The following is an 18716-nucleotide window of genomic DNA, read 5'->3' as shown; positions in this document are numbered from 1 at the left end:
CTCGGACGCCAGAGTTTAGACTAATCTGCGTAACTTTACAGGGGGCGATTTGCCAAAAATGTCCAAGTCGGCGAAAATTCACAAACGGTTGAGCGACGCGCTGTCGATTACAACCCTAGATGTACGAAATGACAGCGCCAAACATCACGGCCATGCGGGCGACGACGGCAGTGGTGAAAGCCATTTCCACGTCACCCTGCGCAGCCCGGATTTTGCCGGAAAATCGCGCATTGCCCGGCATCGTATGGTGCACAAGGCCATGGGCGCTGAACTGGTGGCGTCAATCCATGCTCTGTCTTTGGACCTCGACGTTTAACCGGCCCATAATTTGGTTTTGGGATGAAACTGCGACCAGGCGAACCAAAACGCCTGGTGGCTGCCAAGGTTTTTGCCGTCTGGGCCGACGGCTTTGACCCCACCGGCGTCAAGAACCAGCCGAACATTTTCTACCTTGATCTCTTGGCCCCGTTTCAGCGCCAGAAACGCTTTGCTGCGTTGAAAGGCAACCGGGGTGCCGCTGGCGGTGATCACGCCGATCACATCCTCGTGCACCGGCAGACGCGGATCGACATCGCCAACCGGAAAGATCGGCCCCCCCGCGTCGCGCCCATTGCGAAAATCATGGTTCTTCCCCAGCGCCAGCGCTTCGACCAAAACCGTGGTCTCGGGATGCGCGGCTTTCCAAGTGCCCCAATCGGTGGTGATCACGCTCACCTGTTCCAGCTGCAATTTACGTTTCGCCAAGGGGCCGGTGACCGCCTTGCCCGTAAAGGTGTCAAACACCGATTTTGAGCGCACGTCATACATCACCTTGTTGGACCGGATTAATAGACCCGAGGTGCGCAAAATCGGGCGTCGTATCCCAAGCGCCAGCCGATCGGTGAAATAGGCCTGCGCCGCGCCGCATAACGTACAATAAGGAATGCCCAATTTCCGCCCGCCGAGCGTGTCATTGACCATTTCGCGCACTTCCATGATCTGGCGCGGATAGGCGCGAAAGGCTCCGTTCACCTCGACCCCAAACACGATGTCATCATCGTCTAGCCATGTGGCGTCGGCGGCGCTGCTCACCTCGGGGTTATCGGCGGCGGGGATGCAATTGCACGGCTCATCGGTGCGATTGTAGCGCCGGTCGTCAATCAAGACCCCGCCCCAAGACACATGGCGCCAATCAATATCTCCCTCGACAAAAATCTTGCCCCACCCCGGCACGACACTGGTGAAAATGGCGCGTTTCGCGGCAAGGTAATTTGGCGGCGCGGGAATATCCCATGCAATCAAATGATCGGTAATGATCCCCCATTGATTGCTGCGCGGCGGGCTGATCTTCAAAAGCTGCGCGGCGCTTGCGGTCAGGTCGCGGTTCAAGGCCCCGCTGGTGACAAAGCGCATCATGTCGCTGATGATCCACGCCAACCGCGGGTCGCCGGATGTCGCGACCGTTTCCAATGCGGCAACCTGTTCGGGTCCCCAAACCGACTCTGTCATGCTGGTGACAAAAGCCAACTGCACCGCGCGTTCGAGTTTGGGATCAAGCGCGCCATCAGGCACCATTGGCGGTGTGCCAAATTGCGTCACCGCATAGCTTGTTGGGCTTTGAGCCTGCGCGGGTGTTGTCGATGCACTCACAGCCGCCATCGCCCCCATGACAAGGGCCAAAGCCATCAGTCTACGAAAGCCAAAGGCAAGCGGAGGATAGTTGAGAAACGGCATGATTCACCCCTGTCAAAACACGTCCCGATCCGCCGATCACGGCTACACCGGGCTTGGGGCAAGCATAGGGCGGGCATGCGCTCTCTCACCAATCACGATCCCTTTAGGATCAAGTGAGGGGTCTTAAAAGCCAACCTATAGAAAGGACAAGAGGACGCGCCGGAAATCGGCCACGCCCTCAAACTGGTACCAAAACGGATGAAATCCCCCCAGCAGGGTCTCTTGGAACAATCACTTATACGTCACCGTCTCGCTCAATACCGAGACACCGTTAGCTTATTCAGCCTTGGTAACGCTTTCTTAACGCTTTCGAAGAAATCGCATCAGTCAGGGATTCCTTACCCCGGGTCAATGTCGGGGATTGCTGTGACAATGACATCTCATTTGTCCGCGCTCTTGAAGTTGTGTGCATATACACCTAACTGTATCCCCACTCCGCTGAACGAGGCCCAGATGACCCAGACACGCGACTATTCTCATTTGCTCGATTGTTCGTGTAACCTGCTGCGCAGCTCGGCTCGGCTCATCACCCAAGCCTACGAGACGCATCTCAAACCCGCCGGAATAACGCCTCCGCAATTCACCATTCTGGCGGCGCTGGCCAATACTGGCCCGCTGCCATTGTCCGATCTAGCCCAGGCATTGGCGCTTGAGCGCACCGGCCTGTCGCGCAACCTTCAGGTTCTGGAACGCAAAACTTGGGTCCAAAGCGGCGCGGGCGAAGACAGCCGCCAACGCCTTGTGTCCCTGACCGACGAGGGCTGGGCGCAGCTGCATCTCGCCATGCCGCTTTGGCAATCGGCTCAGGACGAGATCGCCGATCTGCTGGGGGCCGCACAGCTGGACGATCTGAAATCCACCCTAGGCGCGCTCACCCGCTGAACCGCGTCTTTTTTCACCCCGATAGGTGCATATACACCTAAATTACCAAAGGACCAAACCAATGGACATACGCGACATCTTCCTTTTGCAACTGGGGCTTAGCCTCATTGTGATTGCTCTGCTCTTTGCATGTTATCTGCGGCCGTGGCTGCGTGACAAACCCTATGACACCGCGCTGATCCTCTTGATCGCGCCCCATACCTTTCGCCACATCGGCATGACTTTTCAGGCCCCCGGCGTGGTCAGCCCGTCAATGCCAGCTGGTTTCGCAAATTCTGCCGGGTACGGAGATTTGGCCGCCGGTCTTTTGGCGTTGTTGGCGATTGTTGCGCTGCGCCTGAACTGGCCATTTAAGCTCGGGTTTGTTTGGCTGTTTAGCTTTGTTGGCATCGCCGATCTGGCCAATGCCCTGCGTCAGACCGAAGCCATCACGCATATGGGTGCGATGTGGTTTGTCCCGACCTTCTTTGTGCCGCTGCTGCTCATCACCCATGTTATGGTGGTGGCGCGCCTGCTGCGTGGCCCGGTTCCAACCCTCGGCCAACCGACGGCACCCTAACTCGTCAAAACTGCCTCAAATCAGCAATTGATCAGGGTCTTTTTGCCGCCTTCGGTGATAAGAGCCTGATCTTCCACCGCACTGGCGAAATCCCCGATCGCACCACCTTGTGCCGTGTCTCGGACACACCGGCGGCATATCCGCTTGCAACTTGGCGCGTGATCCCCAAAACGGGCAGGCATCTGACCAAGGGGGCCGCCGCCATGCCTGTTCATTTCCCAAGCGCCCTGTCTGGGCCACATTGCCCTGATGAGCGGCGATGATTGGCTATCTCGGTCTCTTTGCCTCGGCGTTGATTGCCGCCACGATCTTGCCGATGCAGTCCGAGGCTGTACTGGTCGGGCTGTTGATCGGTGGCGACCATCCTGCTGCGATTTTGGTTTTGGTGGCGACCATCGGCAATGTGCTTGGCTCGGTGATCAACTGGTACCTTGGCCGCTTTGCCCTTCGGTTTCGGAACCGCAAATGGTTCCCCGCGTCTGACCAACAACTGATCCGCGCGCAGGGTTGGTATCACCGCTACGGGCGTTGGTCCTTGCTGGGAAGCTGGCTTCCTATTGTCGGCGATCCGCTGACGGTGATGGCCGGAGTCTTACGCGAACCGCTTTGGTCGTTTCTGCTGTTGGTCACAATCGCCAAGGCCGGTCGTTATTTGGTCCTCGCAGCGGTGACTTTGGCGTGGTTTGGATAGGGCGTTAACTCCTGTTAACCGGTTTTAACTGCTATTGCCCCTAGGTGGCGTATCCATCGGACGGGATATGGGCAATCCCCCCCAACCAGACCTAGAATCGGACAGATTGCTTTTGCCGACCTGATCCGAGGGGGCAATTGCGCTTTGGCAATCTCCCCCAAACGCGGGTGGTTTTGGACCATTTGCCCCGTTGCACAAAAAGCGCCCGGTCCGTTACCGGCACCGGGCGTTGGGTTTGCGCTTTTGCAAGGGCTTCGCCGGGTGGGCCTGCGCGACAAGCGCGCTTTCGCCCCCGGATCGCCGCTCAAATTGGGTTATAGACCCAATTTGGCTGCAACGATCTGGTTGACCGCCTTGGGGTTGGCTTTGCCGCCGGTGGCCTTCATGACCTGACCGACAAACCAACCGGCAAGCTTCGGATTTGCCTTGGCTTTTTCGACCTGCGCCGGGTTGGCCGCAATGATCTCATCCACCGCGGTTTCAATCGCGCCGGTGTCGGTCACCTGTTTCATCCCGCGTTCTTCAACGATGGCTTCGGGGTCGCCGCCTTCGGTATAGACGATTTCAAACAGGTCTTTCGCGATCTTGCCAGAAATGGCGTCGGACTTGATTAGCTTAATGATACCAGAGAGTTGCTCAGGATTCACCGGGCTATCCGTGATGTCGTGATCTTCTTTCTTGAGACGCCCAAACAGCTCGTTGATCACCCAGTTGGCGGACAATTTGCCATCACCGGACCCGGCCACAACTTTCTCAAAGAAATCGGCGCTGACGGTTTCGGCGGTTAGGACCGAGGCGTCATATTCGGATAGGCCGAAGTCATTGACAAAGCGAGCTTTTTTCTCATCTGGAAGCTCAGGGAGCGAAGCCGCAATATCGTCAACCCACGCCTGTTCGATCTCCAATGGCAAGAGATCGGGGCAGGGGAAATAGCGATAATCATGCGCTTCTTCCTTGGAGCGCATCGAGCGTGTTTCACCCTTGTCAGGATCGTACAAACGGGTTTCCTGATCAACTTCACCACCGCCTTCAACGATTTTGATTTGGCGTTCCGCCTCAACCATAATCGCCTGCTGGATAAAGCGCATGGAGTTCATGTTCTTGATTTCGCAGCGGGTGCCCAGATGCGAAAAGTCCTGCGTTTCCATGTACTTCTCAAACTGGCCTGGACGGCAGATCGACACGTTGACGTCCGCCCGCAGGTTGCCGTTTTGCATATTGCCATCACAGGTGCCGAGATAGCGCAGGATCTGGCGCATCTTGGCGACATAGGCCGCCGCTTCCTCTGGTCCGCGAATGTCGGGGCGGCTGACGATTTCCATCAGCGCAACACCGGTGCGGTTCAAGTCAACAAAGGACATATGCGGATCCATGTCATGGATCGATTTACCCGCATCTTGTTCGATGTGAATGCGTTCAATGCGGACGCGGCGTGCAATGCCCGGTTCCATATCAACGATGACTTCGCCTTCGCCGACAATCGGATGATAAAGCTGGGAAATTTGGTATCCCTGCGGCAAATCCGGGTAGAAATAGTTCTTGCGGTCAAAGGCCGATTTCAGGTGGATTTCCGCCTTGAGGCCAAGCCCGGTGCGCACCGCTTGTTCGACGCAATATTCGTTGATGACGGGCAACATGCCGGGCATGGCGGCGTCAACGAATGCCACGTTTGAGTTCGGCTCAGAACCGAATTTGGTCGAGGCCCCGGAGAAGAGTTTTGCCTGACTGGAGACCTGCGCATGCACCTCCATCCCGATGACCAATTCCCAGTCATACTTGGCCCCGGCAATGACCTTGGGCTTTGGGGTGTCGAATGTCAGGTCCAGCATGGCGTTCCTCGGCTCTCATGGAATGAGGCAGGGAATACGCCAAGGCGGGGCAGGGGGCAAGAGGCAGGCGAAAGGAGACGCCAGGCGCATTGTGATTAGCGCAATTGCAGACCGTCTGGGGTAAAGACAAGGCGGCGACCCGCGTCCAGAGCCGGGGCAAAATGCTGGGCGATGCTGCCTATGGCGCGTGTTGTGCCAAATTTGACAAGATCGACATCATCACCAAGGCACATATTTGGCTTGCCCGGAACAGGAGCCAGAGCCCAGATAAGCGGATGCAATTCGCGTAGATGGTCTTGCAAAATCCAGCTGAAACAATCCATTAGCCTCATGCGGGAACTGTTGTCTTCGCTCGGTGCTGCAATAGTTAACCCGCTGAATGCGGCCATAACATTGGCCATATGCTGAGACGGGTGGCGGCCAAGAATGTCATGCATCCCCTCGACAAAGAGTTCGGGCTCAACGCGGCGAAACGCCGAAGGGTCGATCTGCAATGCCCCCATGAACACCCAAGTGTAGGCACCTGTCCCCCAGATATCTTTGAGCAGAGCAACCTGTCGGCGTGCCTGAATATCTAGCAGTTCCAGCGTCCCATGATTGCGCGGCAACAGCTCGCGCCCCAAGGCCAGAAGGTGTGAGGGATTGGTGGGATCAAGATCAATCAGATCTTCGAAGTCGTCTGACACCCGCTGTGCCGGTCGCGGATCGGCTTCTAGGACGGCGCAACGCACCTCTGCCCAAAGTGGCGAATCAAGTTCAAACGGGTCGTATCGATCCGCCAATGCCGCCGCCGCCTGGATATGGGTGTCAAAGGCGTCTCGACGCTGCGGCGCAAGGTCGCGAACCCGTGACGCTCCGCGCCAAAGCTGGGCCAGATCAACATGGGCCATGGCCAGAATATAGGCCAAGGTCGGATCATCAGGGCAGTCTTCGAAACTGGCCTCTAGCGAGGCGAGAATGACTTGCGCCTTTTTGGGTTCCGCTTTGCTAACCATGGCGTGCATCGCGGTCAGAATGTCAGAGCGCGCGCCCTTGGCCATGATGTGCGTTACAGAGGCCAAACCGGGCGTCAGTTGGCGGTTTTCCTCGGCGGTGCGTATCTCTTTTGCCAAGGTGTCGCAGGCGTCCTGCCGAACAAGGAACTGACCGCGTTCAAAGGCTTTTTTCTGGGCTTTGGCATCTGGTGCGGGATCGCAAACCGGAATGTCAACGCGGGGGCGCAGCGGAGCAACTTCGGCCGTGGCCGGCGTCGTTGGATTTGGCATGGAGCTCTCATTGTCGTTAGACAGGAGGCCCTGACCCGCCCTGAAGGCGGCTATTTTTTCTGATAGAATTCGCATGGTGGCAGCATGTCGGTCCTTGTTACAGGCTCTAATCTGCCGGGGCTTTGCGGCCAAAACGGGGCACCAAAGCGGTTTGTCGCGGGCGATGTGTCGGTCATTCAGCGGCTTTGATGCGGGATCAAGAACGCAATGTTGCCAATTCACGAACGACCACAAGTCTTGCGCGAATCTTTGAGTTGCGGCACGTATCGTGCCCATGTTGCGTGCTGCCCTACTTTTCACGCTTCTTGCGGCGCAAGCCACTGCCAATCCTGGTCCCGCTCCATTGGAATCTGCTCCGATGCCCGCGGTCGGGGTTGCTGCTGTGCCCTCGAAGCTCGCTGTAACCGCCTCTCTGCGCCCTGTGGCGCGGCGGGCGGTTCGTCCGTTGCCAAATGCCCGCTGGGGAACCAAGGGGGGGCGGTCTAGCTGGACTCGCGCCATCCAAACCAGCCTGCGAACCCATGCCTCGGTTCTGCCCGAGATGGTGCCGCGTGACATTGCCGCCTATTGCCCGGCCTATCCAAGTGCGAGCCGCGAACAGCGCGAAGATTTTTGGGTTGGCCTCGTGTCCTCGCTCGCATGGCACGAAAGCACCCATCGCCCCCATGCGGTTGGCGGTGGTGGCTTGTGGTATGGGCTGGTCCAAATTCTACCCGCCACGGCAAGGCACTATAAGTGCAAGGCGCGCAGCGGTCAGGCGCTTAAAGATCCAGAGGATAATCTCTCCTGCGCCATGCGGATCATGGCGGTGACGGTTCCGCGCGACGGCGTTGTCAGTGAAAACTGGCGCGGGGTTGCGGCGGATTGGGGGCCGTTTCATTCCAAACGCAAGCGTCAGGACATGAAGGATTGGACTCGCAAGCAAGACTATTGTGTTGGGATGTCCAGTTCACTGCGCCCTGTGGCCCGTCCAGACGGCATTGGGCCAGAGCCATTACGCCCGCAAATGCGTCCTCTTGATCCGATTGGACCAAACATGCCCCCGGCGCTAGAGGCCATCAATTTTGAGCCTGAAGCGGTCAGTGAAGGCTAATCCTTTTGCGTCTCCGCCCCGGATCACGTCCGGCTGGGGCGGCGTGTTGCATCGACCAAAGACACAGCCGGGGCTTTGCGCCCCGCCAACCCAAGGGTTGCCCTGCGCAGCATCGCAATTCCGTCCTCGGATTTCGCCGGAAGGGCCGAGGCTGAAATCGGTTCACCTATGGTAATTTGATAGGGCTGTCGGGCTTTGTTCAGGGTCTCATGGAACAAGGTGATGTCACGCAGGGTTGGATGGATGCGATCAAACAGATAGAACATCGCCGAATTGCGCGCCTGAATATGCACCGGGATCACCGGCAGATCGAACTTGCGGGCAATCATCGCCGCCGAGGCCATCCAAGGCCTTTCATGCAGGCTTAGCCCACGTCTTTTGGCGAGCCGCCCAGATGGAAAAATCACTCCAAGCCGTCCCGCATCCACCGCGTGACGGGTGTAGGCCATGGTGGCGCGGGTCTTGGCATGGCTGCGCTTTTCCTTGCGCCATTCGACTGGGGCGATCACCTCGCCCATCTGGGGGAGAACGCGCAGAATATCGTGATTGGCATAGTAATAAATGTCGGGGCGCACCTGACGCAGCACATGGTTCAGGATGATGCCATCGGCAATGCCGGTTGGATGGTTGGCAACAATCAGCGCCGGGCCATAGCCGGGCAGGTGGCGCAATCCAGTGGTCTCAACATTGCGCGCCAACAGATTGCCCATGGTGGTCATGATGTGATCGGCGCTCATATCCTGAAGCGTTTCGCCAATCTGCAAAGTGCGGTCATAGCCCAACATTCGGTTCAACAGGGCGCGCATTAGGGCGGTGCCCGGACGGTTTTGAAAGAGCCAGGGCGCGCGATCTTGGATCAACGGGTCGATACGATGTTTCATGCCTGCAAAAATCGCAGGATTCGGTGACAGCCATATGACACAGGGTGGGGCAGGGGTGCCTAGATGCCGAAATGGTGGCGGGTCACTTGAATGCCACGCGCTTGCAGCGCCTTTTCCAAGTCTTGATGTGGCGGCACGCAGTCTTGAGGGAGAATGATACGCTTGCCACCGGCCAAAATCTGCACCCGTACCGAAAGATCAAGTCGGGTTTTCAGGCGCACGGCCTCAACCTTGTCGATCGCGATGTCCCCCCGCCGGTTCCCCGATTGCCAACGCATCAAGTTGTCGGTGAGTTCAAACCAAACCTGTTTGTCGACCGCAAACTCATAAGCCGCCGGAAGGGACGGGAGGAACAAGAGCGCAATAATCCAAGGAGCCGCGTCAAGCTCTGACCACAGGATCAACAACACCAGCCAAACCCCCGCCAAAACCAAGGCCGCCCGAAAAGAGCGCGCTTGAGAGCGATGCAAAAGCGGGGGAACCTGAGATGGGGTCATTTCAAAGTCGTCTCTTTGGTCAAACTAGGACGCGGTGCGCCCGCCTGCGAACCCTAAACGAACAGCCCGCCAATAGAAAACCAGAAACCCAATTGTACCCGTTGCCCGACCAATGACTTTGTATTTGCGGCTTTCAACTCTTCCAAGTCCTTGGTGCAAAATGCAGCAGTGGCGCTGTTTATTGGGTTCTCTTTGGAAGAGCACGTCCCGCAAGATTATCCGCTATGCCCGATTGACCGGTTCGTCGATCTGAATGACATGTGTCAGTGCCACGCGGTCTTTGACAGCCACAAAGGTCGCCCATCTGCCGCCCCCTAATTGTTGATCCATCGCCCGGCAGGGCATTGCGCAACGATCTGCCGAAAGGGTCGCTTTCGGGAGAGCAAGCTGATGGGCCATTTGTTCGAGAAAACCGTATCGAGGTGCATTGCGAATGGATGGGTGAGCGGGCAGAGCCTTGCCGCAAATGCCCGTTTGATCGAAGCAGATGCGATAAAGCAAAACTCCACGCCAAAGGATAATTGGGATCGCAGCGTTGTTGATCCAGCGGGTGCACCAAGCGATGTCATGGAGTATTTGGGTGTTTTAGCCGATGCCGCTTTTGGAGCTGCATCGGATGTGGAACCCAAGTTTACATCTCGCTCAGGCCCTTCGAGCCAGTCAGCCGCAGTCCCCAAAGGGCCAGCATTCTTTTGTTACTCCACCAATTCCCCGATCAATACAAACCACAGCGTCATCGCCCCGTTCAAGCATGAAAACATGCATTTACGGGCAATGGACGTCGAAGACACCAGAACAATCTGACGGGCCGAAGTGGGCTTGGTGCACACCATGTTGGATCGGATCAAGGACCGGCACGGTATTGATCCTGAACGGCTTGTCGCAGAAAGCGCGTACGGGATTGGGCCAATGCTGGGTTGGCTGGTTGACCGCGACATCACCCCGTAAGCCGGTGCTGGACGAAGCGGGCCATAAGACCAGCAGCTGGAGCCGCACTGATTTCGAATGAATACCCGAAAAAACCCAATACATCTGTCCTAAAGGCGCGCTGCTCAAACAATGCAGACGCAATTCCTCGGACCCGACCGGTGGGCCGACCAGCAAGCGTGTCGCCAGTTATGAGGCTCTCAAACACACCTACCAAGCATGCCCGCCCTGGATGCCATGCAGCCCGAACTCCGATGTGCGCAAAATCCTCGACGAAGAACATGAAGACGCCCACCAAGTCGCCTTCGATACTGCAAAGACAAAGAAATATGCAATCTCGAAGGGGGCAGGAAGAAGGTAGAGATACTCTTCGTCCACCTCAATCGAATCCTCGGTTTTGGGCAGCTCAGACTACATGGACCCTCTCGGGATCATGCCCATACCATGACCCGACCGGGCAGCGCATGCGGTGCAAATGATGAATATCCGACTTACCGCCACCGCCAAATTCTTCCCAAACTGGCCAAGATATTTCTTGCACCGCAGCAACCGCACAAGGCTTGACTAAAAGGCGCCCGTGCGCCGTCTGGGTCGCCCCTTTCGCCGTTATTGGTCTGAAAATTTGCGGATTTTTCGGTATGCATGTAAGTCTGTTTTGCGCAGATAGTGCACTTTGCAAAGTCCGCACTTCGGTCTCGGGCGCGGCCAGCAACCGCTGCGATGCAATGTGAGAAGCCGTCTTTGATGAGCAGTGTTTGAAGACCCGCCGCTTCGCCACATGCAACGACAAAATTGCCGAAAGCTTCCTGGGCTTCACAGACATCACTTCCATCCGCCTCTGGGTGCGCCTTTTGTCAACATGACCTAATACTGCTTAAAAGCGCGCCCAGCCATGTTTCAAAAATTTGCGTTCAGTTATTTCGTTAGAAAATCATATACTGCCGACACCATTGTTTGGGCCACAAAAATGGCAAACGCAATATCGGCCAAAGCGAGAATTTCGGCGGGGAAATCGTTTTCGTCAACAAAATCAAATCCCACAATTACTTTGATAATAAAGCTCAACATACCAAAGCAGGCCACAACAAACATGATTAGGGAAAGTCTTTTTTTCATAACCTCTACAAGTATCCAAATGTTAGATAACTTTCATTCCGCGCCAGATCAGCCTGTCTTTGCACGCCAACACAAGCAGAAAGAATGCGGAATGCTTTTGAGATAATCGCCTGTGATGATGACGATTTTCTGATTTTCCACTATGTCATTGGACTTCGGCCCTTGAAAAGGTTTTTTCGGAATGAATGCCCGCTCAGGGGACGGCAAGGCAAACACATTTTGACCGCTTGTCGGGAGTTCGTGGTCAACCGACGTCGGTCCGCTTCGGGCTGACACCGGTCGTTCAAAGGGCTGGGCGGCCAGCCCGGAGCCACCGAAGCGTGCCAATGTCAGCGAAGCGCAGATTGCGACCTTTGCAAAGTCAGGGCCTCGGCCAGACAGTTCTGGAAAAAACGCTGCAACGCCGCGAGAACAGCGGTCATTGGTGAGCCTTGCAGCGAAAATTTGGGCTAGATGACGGCAGCGCGGACGGAGCGGGCGTTCAAGAGTTAGCCTAACTAACCTCCGCGCATCTTGCTGCCCGTGACTTCTCAGCCTGCCTTTTGAGACCATCAATTGTGGGTGCCACAGCTATACCGCGTTCCATGATCAGGGTGTGGCACTGAAGGTTAAACGCAATGGAAACGATGGATCGAACAAAGCCCTCATCGAACGAACGCATGTCTAACCGAAAGCTCAAGTTCTCTACTTTGGCTCCATCGAAATGAAGCGAGGCATCATTGCCAGTGCGTGTCCCCCAGTAGAAAGCTTGGTCCCAACCGTTTAGGCTAGTTGAATTCCCCAGAAACTCGCTGACAGCAGCCCCAGCTCTGGCTACATTAGGACCTTCGCTCCACAATTCCACTACATCCCAACCATCATCAGTGAGGAAGTCCTGAAGACGAAGTTGAGGCTCGGATAACATCGCCTTGGCAGGTATGAGCATAACGGGAAACTGCCAAGCTGCCATTTCGTCTCTCCTTAAGTAACAACAATAAATGTATCTTTAGACAAAAGCACAAATTTTGTCTGCTCTGGGCTCACTGCAGTCATCCGACAAGTTTGGTGGGTCAAAACCATGATTTCACGTGCTGAAGGTCGGGTGTGCGGACAAAGCACCATTTCGCTGCACTTGCGCCAAGGTCTGCTTGCTAGAAACTGAACATGGTCAAAATCGGTGGCTTCCGCCGGTGACAGAAACGATTGAATTCTGGCAATCTCGAGATATGAAAGAGTTTCGGAAGGAATCCGTTGAGGACGTGCATCAGCCGCCCTATCCTCACTACTGGAAGCGCGGTTTGCAAAGGTGCCGACGGGCGTACTCAAGAATGTGCCGGCGCTGATGAGGGCGTCGAAACCGGCTACGAACAAGGAAGAAAACAGGCGGATAGGCTCAATATCCGTGAGACGGTTGCCAACACCATTAAAAGCGATATCCAATAGCTAAGATTTTACACCTTATGCTCCCAGCCATTTCAACCGGCAATCGAGGCAAATATGATACTAGAAAAAGTGATTGATGCTGGAGTTCGGCTAGCCGAGAAATATCTCTCTGGCCAACTTGACAAGATAAACTCTGATGAAGACCTACTATCTAATACAAATCTCGACGATCGCATCGTCCGAAAAGCCCGATCGATTTTAGACCTGAACCCTGTTGATATCCGTCTAAATGTTTCCACACCGAAGACCTTAGAGCGTCTCAACGCGCATAACGCCTTTCTTACGGAGTGGTCCGATAGCATACAGATCAAAGAGTTTGGCGAGACTATCCGCGTCTCATCTGTCTATATTGCATTGGATGCGCACCTCACACCAACGAGGGCTCGCATCGAACCCAATATCGAGCTTCCAAGAAAGCCCCTGGAACAGATACTAGACGATGAACCCCGAAATATACTAATCCTAGGCTTACCCGGTGCAGGTAAAACCACCACGATGAAGAAGGTGGTAAATTCTCTAATTACTGGACGAAAATCCTTTGAGAATGGCGCAAGCTATCCAATCCTCGTTCGCTTCAGGGACGTTGAAACAGATATCAGGCCAGATGAAGTATTATACTCCGAGATATCAAAACATGTTCACGTAACCTATGAGGACAGCACTTCAAACGACTTGCCCAAGGATGCGAAAAAGGAACTCGAACAAGTTCTGCGAACCGAGAAGAAGCGCGCATTCTATAAGTTGATTGAGTCTACAGAGCCACTGATTGTGCTCGATGGCTTTGATGAACTACCCAACCAAACTATGAAGAAGGGCGCGCTTTCTGAGATAGAATTTATTGGCCAACAGTTTCCAGGAATTCGGTTAGTACTGACGTGTCGTACGGGGGAAATAAAAAATAACGTCTATTCGTTCTCAGAATACGAAGTAGCCCCCTTAAGTGAACCACAAATCAATGATTTCACGTCTAAGTGGCTTCCAAATCCGGAGAAGCGTCTTGACTTCTTAGATCGCTTACACAAGAGTCCATTTAACGACACCGCTATAAAGCCTCTCACACTAGCATTTCTGTGCATGCTTTATAGCTCAACCGGTGAAATATCCGAGCGACCTAAGACGATATACAGAAAGATTGTACGGCTTCTACTTGAAGAGTGGAATGAACAGCGTAAAACTCCGAGACGATCCCGGTATGCCAATTTTGATGTGGACGAAAAGTTTGACTTTCTTTGTGAACTTGCTCATTGGATGTCTGTTGAAGCAAGAAGATACACAATTGATAGAAATGATTTGATATCAGCTTATCAAAAAATCTCCCGGCGCTTCCGACTTCCCACCTCTGAAGCCGAACTCGTAGTAGATGAACTTGAAAGTCATACTGGTCTCTATCTAAAGGTTGGGTTTGATAGCTTTGAATTTGCTCACAAGTCCCTTCATGAGTACTTAGCTGCAGAACTAATTGTACGATTGCCATATCCACCGACGCGGAAAGATGAAATCGAGAATCTCGCTGCAGAAATTGCCGTTGCGGTTTCGATATCTTCACGGCCAAGCGAATACTTATCAGACGTTATTAAAAGATGCTTCATTCCAAATAAACTTGGCAGTGAATATTTTTACGCGTTAACAACGAGACTGGATGCAGAGAAGCCAAGCTTCGAGAATGATAATACCGGTATGGCCAATGCGCTGTTTTTAGTAAGCCTTTGGTATACAAATGGCTCGGTACCAAAAACTCGGAAAATGACAAACAATATGGATACCGCCGAACTCTCCATACCAATTGATGATCAGGAAGGGGGTGTTCCGGTGTTGGAATGGCCAATCTTTCATCATTTGTTTAGTGTAGAGGAATGGTCGAAATTTCTCGAGGAAGTTCTGCAACGATCTGATGTTAAGTGTCGACATGGTGTTGTTTCCATAATCCCGCCTGCCAAATCAGATATTTCGCTTGCGTACAGAAATCACCTAGTTCTACCCAAGCAGTATTTCGAAAACTTTGGAGCCATAATTCCTCGCGAAGCATTTGAATAGGCTTTGTGTCCTATAAGATTTACGAAAACGGTCGTTTTACGACACACGCACCTTTACCGGAAATATCGAAACAACTTGCGCCATATACCTTTGGCAAAACTGCCTTTGATTTTGTCACGTTTTTGGCAACACCGCGAGAGGGCGGACATTCGTGCATCGTGCAGCATCGGTGAGTCTGGGCTCAGACCCGCCTTTGAGCGTTGAAATCAGTCGTGTTGAGTATGAATGTCCGCTCTAGGGAATTCGAGGCAAACAGTTGGCACCTGCGGCAATGCCCTTCGCAGTCGCCCGACATTGGTTACTTTGGGCTGACTGCCGTCATTTCGGGTCGAAACGAACGACGCTGGGCGAACCAGGGCGAAGCTGGATCGTGCGTAGGTCCGCGAAGCGCAGATAACGGAGTTTGCGAAGTCCGTTCGGTATGGAAAAGACGTCTCTAGTCGGGCATTTCCAAAGGGCTTCTTGAACCCAATCGATAACTCCCCAAATCTTTTGTCGAACAACAAGTCATCCGCGTTCAAAGAAATAGAGGGTGACAAAAATCACCCGACAATACAGTATCAAGTATGCATTTAGTCAAAAGGAATCATTCCAGTGCTCATTTTTCTTATTGCTATTTTTGCTGGATTGATAATCCCGGCGCTTGGGGCAGATAGCGCTTCAAATGACGATGCTAACAATGGCGATGACATTGAAGATGGTCACGACGGAAATGATACCGTTCCTGTGGATATCCCCGAGGTTTTATCGTTTGTTGGTTCAGACGAAGATGAAAGTTTTCGAATACCGACGGTGGGAAGCATTAACGCCCAAGGCGGAGCTGGAGATGACACATTCATGGATGTGCTATACGGCGACGAAGTGCTACCCGAAAACGCAGGAAGTGACACTGGCCCTGTGACGATCGAAGGCGGCTCGGGCGATGACAAAATTTCATTGAGATACTTAGGTGCACAAGATGCAACACTCTCTGGTGGTGAGGGCGAAGATCTTATTCGTTTGAATGATGTATATGATAATGCCGGTGATCGGTTCGTTGTTTTGGGAGAGGGAAGCGATACACTTGCGGTTGGGCTTAGTGATGAACTCCAGGCCCAAAATATCTCGATCGAGGATTTTGACGAAACCGAAGATCTGTTGGTTTTTGAGTTCCCGTCCAATCTAGGTATTTATCGAACACTGGACGACGCTGGCGAAGTTACTTTTGAATTATCGCAAAATGCTATCGAGGGAACTAATGATAATGCGGTGACCCTTACTTTAACCAACCTACGTTCGGATGGTACAGAGAGTACATTGTCGCAAACTGTAATACTAAACAATAGTGGGCCGATATCAGAAGATTCAATTAGCATCGCTCGGTTCGAAGGTGGCGATCAGCCATACGATGATACTGAGCCAGCGATTATCCTGGCCGAAGCGAATGGTGGCGTGATTTCTGTGGCTCCTGATACAGTGGTTGTAACAAGCCCTGGGGACGACGAGGTCTTGGTTAATAATACCACTTCCAGTTATTCTGGTAATCAGACTACCGTGTTTACCACCGCTGGAAACGATACGATTTCTTCCGCAGGTGAAGGTCGTTCTGGTATCCGTGCAGGTGAAGGCGACGATATAATCAATTACAATGGCGTTTTCAGTGGCCTAAAAGGGGAGAGCGGAAACGACACAATCTCTGCCGAAGGTAGTTCATTGCAATTATACGGAGGTACGGGCGATGATGTCTTGACCGATGTGAGCGGAGGCAACAGTGTCTTCGGGGGAGACGGAAATGATACCCTAACCGGCAGCGGCGTCTCGGCATTGAGCGGTGGCGGAGGGGATGACTTGATCCGGCTTACCCCTGACGATTATTGGGATACCTCGAACCACATGGGCTTTATATTTGGTGGAGCTTTCGCAGAAAGCGGGGACGATGTCATTGAGATGTACGTTGGGCAATATGCTGGTTTGGGGCCGTACATTGGCGACTTTGATCCAGAGGAAACAGATAAGGATACCATTCGTATTACCGTGTTGGAAAGCCATTTGGATCGTGGGCCTGCCTTGGTGACAGAATTTGGCGCAGAAGATAGAATTGAACTGACAGCACCGCAAGCAGTTCTGGACGATTTAGAAATCGAAACAGTACTTGCGGACGATGGCACCACATTTAGCTACATGTTTAGTTCCAATGGTACGGCCTTGCTTGAATTACAATTGAAGGAAGGTCACGGGGAAAATGGAGGCACTGGCAGTCTTTCTAACCCGCAGTTTGCACTTGTTGCAGCTTAGCAGTTTTCGCCTCGAATCCACTCAAGGCAGACGACCGTCGCCCTAGAACCTCACCTTAGTCTATATGTTTCATCCCTTGATGGCAGCGTTTCCCCGCGGGATGCACTTCTGGAATCGGGCGTGATGTTGAAAGGCCACAGAGCGTGCAAAAACTGTACAACACGGGGCCGTAAGTCGCAAAACCAAACCCTGCCGACCAGTGTGCAGCCCGACTTGAGTGATCCATATTGAAAGCGAGTGCATTCTTGGCCTTTGGTCTATCGGGATGATGGCCTCAGGCTCAGGCAGGCGATAGCCCAATGCACTGTGTGGTCGCTTGGTGTGGAAGTGGTTCATCCACCTTTCGATGATGATTTGAGCCTCCCGAAACGAGTAGAACATCTCACCGTTCAGCAGTTCATCCTGTATCTTCCCGTTGATACTTTCGCAGTACCTGTTCTCCCAAGCTGACCCGGGCTCTATGTGTGCGGTCTTGGCTCCAACTGTCTCGCTCCAATCTTTGACGGCCTCAGCAATGAACTCAGGACCATTGTCTAACCTAAGGTAGGCAGGCAACCTGCGCAGGTTAAACAGGTCTGTCAACGCATCGATAACCTCAGTCGAGTTCAGCTTCCGTTTGACCCGGATCGTCCCATTGCCCGGCAGGCGCATCCAGAGGATGCTGACGCGAGGGGACATTTTCGACTATGTTCGTCCAAGATGTTGAGCGCCCTGAACTCCCAGCCATCGTCTGTCCGGTGATGCAACAAGTCATACGACCAAACATGGTTGCGATGTTCAGGCCGCAAGCGGATGCACGACCCATCATTGAGCCAGAGCCGTCCCTACTTTGGTTGTTTCATTGGCACTTTAAGCCCCTCTCGCCGCCGCAGCCGTTCGACACGTTTGTCGCTCACTTGCCGGCCTGCGTCTCTCAGCAGGGCAGCAATTCGACGGTAGCCATATCAACCAAGTTGGCGTGTCAGCTCGATCATGTCCTCGACCAAGCGTTCTTCGTCAGCGCGTCCACGTGGCAGTCGACGCTGTGTCGATCGGGGTTGGCCCAGAACACGGCAAACTTTTCGCTCGGATACCTTGAACCGGCGACGCACATGATAAATTCAAGCCCGCCGACGCGAAGGGCTCAGGTCCCTCTCAGCGTTGCTTCGCAAAGCCTGCCGGTCAGCGGTATTACCGATGCAGCTTCTTTCAGGATCAACCTGTCTAAGGTCAGATCAGAAACCGCACGATGCAAACGCTTGTTCTCTTTCTGAAGACGCTTCAGTTCCTTAAGTTGTTTTGATTGCATTCCACCGTACCCGCCGCATCTCTTTCAAACCATCGGCATTCGATGCTTCGATCTTCCAGCGGTAATAGTTTGGTTCGGTCACATCGATCTGCCGGATCGCATCTAGGCGCGGCATGCCTTGCCCAGCCCGAACCTCAACTTGCCGTAACTTCGTCACAATCTCTTCGGGCTTGGGTCGTTTGTTTGCCATTTCTAGCCCCCGTTTCCTAAACATAGGGGTGGACCACTTCAACAGGAGAGGCTCA

At 53.8% G+C, this 18716-nt stretch carries 15 protein-coding genes and 3 pseudogenes; 9 read left to right on the top strand and 9 right to left on the bottom strand.

Annotated features, from left to right (window positions below):
* Nucleotides 1–88 precede the first annotated feature (88 nt).
* Complete coding sequence (locus Q1A43_RS05605) at nt 89–316, top strand: BolA family protein (RefSeq protein WP_366944237.1); 228 nt, start codon at nt 89–91, stop codon at nt 314–316.
* Here Q1A43_RS05605 and Q1A43_RS05600 read toward each other — a convergent pair.
* A complete protein-coding gene (locus Q1A43_RS05600) occupies nt 313–1713 on the bottom strand; it encodes a DUF3179 domain-containing (seleno)protein (protein ID WP_299933285.1) in 1401 nt (466 codons plus the stop codon). The two genes, Q1A43_RS05605 and Q1A43_RS05600, sit on opposite strands and share 4 nt — an antisense overlap.
* A 453-nt stretch (nt 1714–2166) precedes the next feature.
* On the opposite strand from Q1A43_RS05600, the gene Q1A43_RS05595 reads away from it, so the two are divergent.
* The 3 genes from Q1A43_RS05595 to Q1A43_RS05585 all read left to right on the top strand — a co-directional run bounded on the left by Q1A43_RS05595 (nt 2167) and on the right by Q1A43_RS05585 (nt 3845).
* Complete coding sequence (locus Q1A43_RS05595) at nt 2167–2595, top strand: MarR family winged helix-turn-helix transcriptional regulator (RefSeq protein WP_299933283.1); 429 nt, start codon at nt 2167–2169, stop codon at nt 2593–2595.
* Nucleotides 2596–2656: 61 nt separating this feature from the next.
* The gene (locus Q1A43_RS05590; RefSeq protein ID WP_299933281.1) at nt 2657–3154 is read left to right on the top strand and encodes a hypothetical protein; all 498 of its coding nucleotides are present in this window, start codon (nt 2657–2659) and stop codon (nt 3152–3154) included.
* A 259-nt stretch (nt 3155–3413) separates the two neighbouring features.
* Nucleotides 3414–3845 carry a YqaA family protein gene (locus Q1A43_RS05585; RefSeq protein ID WP_299933279.1) on the top strand — a complete coding sequence of 144 codons (432 nt, stop codon included), beginning with the start codon at nt 3414–3416 and terminating at the stop codon, nt 3843–3845.
* A 314-nt stretch (nt 3846–4159) separates the two neighbouring features.
* On the opposite strand, the gene gatB is transcribed toward Q1A43_RS05585, so the two are convergent.
* Nucleotides 4160–5674 (bottom strand): Asp-tRNA(Asn)/Glu-tRNA(Gln) amidotransferase subunit GatB, encoded by a 1515-nt coding sequence (gene gatB, locus Q1A43_RS05580; protein WP_299933277.1) that lies wholly within the window; start codon nt 5672–5674, stop codon nt 4160–4162.
* Nucleotides 5675–5769: 95 nt separating this feature from the next.
* The gene (locus tag Q1A43_RS05575) at nt 5770–6939 is read right to left on the bottom strand and encodes a hypothetical protein (RefSeq protein ID WP_299929120.1); all 1170 of its coding nucleotides are present in this window, start codon (nt 6937–6939) and stop codon (nt 5770–5772) included.
* Nucleotides 6940–7321: 382 nt separating this feature from the next.
* Between Q1A43_RS05575 and Q1A43_RS05570 the strand changes: the two genes are divergently transcribed.
* Nucleotides 7322–8032, top strand: a complete 711-nt coding sequence (locus Q1A43_RS05570; protein WP_299933275.1) for a transglycosylase SLT domain-containing protein — start codon at nt 7322–7324, stop codon at nt 8030–8032.
* Nucleotides 8033–8055: 23 nt separating this feature from the next.
* On the opposite strand, the gene Q1A43_RS05565 is transcribed toward Q1A43_RS05570, so the two are convergent.
* Entirely contained in the window at nt 8056–8913 is an 858-nt protein-coding gene (locus tag Q1A43_RS05565) for a 1-acyl-sn-glycerol-3-phosphate acyltransferase (protein ID WP_299933273.1), read from the bottom strand.
* Between the two features lie 59 nt (nt 8914–8972).
* Complete coding sequence (locus Q1A43_RS05560) at nt 8973–9410, bottom strand: hypothetical protein (RefSeq protein ID WP_299933271.1); 438 nt, start codon at nt 9408–9410, stop codon at nt 8973–8975.
* Nucleotides 9411–9560: 150 nt separating this feature from the next.
* On the opposite strand from Q1A43_RS05560, the pseudogene Q1A43_RS05555 reads away from it, so the two are divergent.
* Nucleotides 9561–10901: pseudogene (locus Q1A43_RS05555) on the top strand (IS5/IS1182 family transposase).
* A 197-nt stretch (nt 10902–11098) separates the two neighbouring features.
* A pseudogene (locus Q1A43_RS05550) lies at nt 11099–11200 on the top strand (IS5/IS1182 family transposase); the annotation flags it as partial.
* Between the two features lie 52 nt (nt 11201–11252).
* On the opposite strand, the gene Q1A43_RS05545 reads toward Q1A43_RS05550, so the two are convergent.
* From Q1A43_RS05545 to Q1A43_RS05535, 3 genes are all read right to left on the bottom strand, one after another.
* The gene (locus tag Q1A43_RS05545; RefSeq protein WP_299933269.1) at nt 11253–11429 is read right to left on the bottom strand and encodes a hypothetical protein; all 177 of its coding nucleotides are present in this window, start codon (nt 11427–11429) and stop codon (nt 11253–11255) included.
* A 517-nt stretch (nt 11430–11946) separates the two neighbouring features.
* Nucleotides 11947–12402 (bottom strand): hypothetical protein, encoded by a 456-nt coding sequence (locus tag Q1A43_RS05540; RefSeq protein ID WP_299933266.1) that lies wholly within the window; start codon nt 12400–12402, stop codon nt 11947–11949.
* An 11-nt stretch (nt 12403–12413) separates the two neighbouring features.
* Nucleotides 12414–12872 carry a hypothetical protein gene (locus Q1A43_RS05535; protein WP_299933264.1) on the bottom strand — a complete coding sequence of 153 codons (459 nt, stop codon included), beginning with the start codon at nt 12870–12872 and terminating at the stop codon, nt 12414–12416.
* 57 nt (nt 12873–12929) lie between these two features.
* Between Q1A43_RS05535 and Q1A43_RS05530 the strand changes: the two genes are divergently transcribed.
* Both Q1A43_RS05530 and Q1A43_RS05525 read left to right on the top strand, forming a co-directional pair.
* The gene (locus Q1A43_RS05530; protein ID WP_299933262.1) at nt 12930–14909 is read left to right on the top strand and encodes an NACHT domain-containing protein; all 1980 of its coding nucleotides are present in this window, start codon (nt 12930–12932) and stop codon (nt 14907–14909) included.
* Nucleotides 14910–15503: 594 nt separating this feature from the next.
* A complete protein-coding gene (locus Q1A43_RS05525) occupies nt 15504–17183 on the top strand; it encodes a hypothetical protein (RefSeq protein WP_299933260.1) in 1680 nt (559 codons plus the stop codon).
* Between the two features lie 258 nt (nt 17184–17441).
* On the opposite strand, the pseudogene Q1A43_RS05520 reads toward Q1A43_RS05525, so the two are convergent.
* Nucleotides 17442–18661 (bottom strand): annotated as a pseudogene (locus tag Q1A43_RS05520) (IS3 family transposase); the annotation flags it as partial.
* Between the last annotated feature and the right edge of the window lie 55 nt (nt 18662–18716).

Source organism: uncultured Pelagimonas sp. (assembly GCF_947498515.1).
Classification (GTDB): domain Bacteria; phylum Pseudomonadota; class Alphaproteobacteria; order Rhodobacterales; family Rhodobacteraceae; genus Pelagimonas.
Note: the sequence above shows the minus strand (reverse complement) of the source record. Positions and strands in the feature narration are given on the sequence as shown.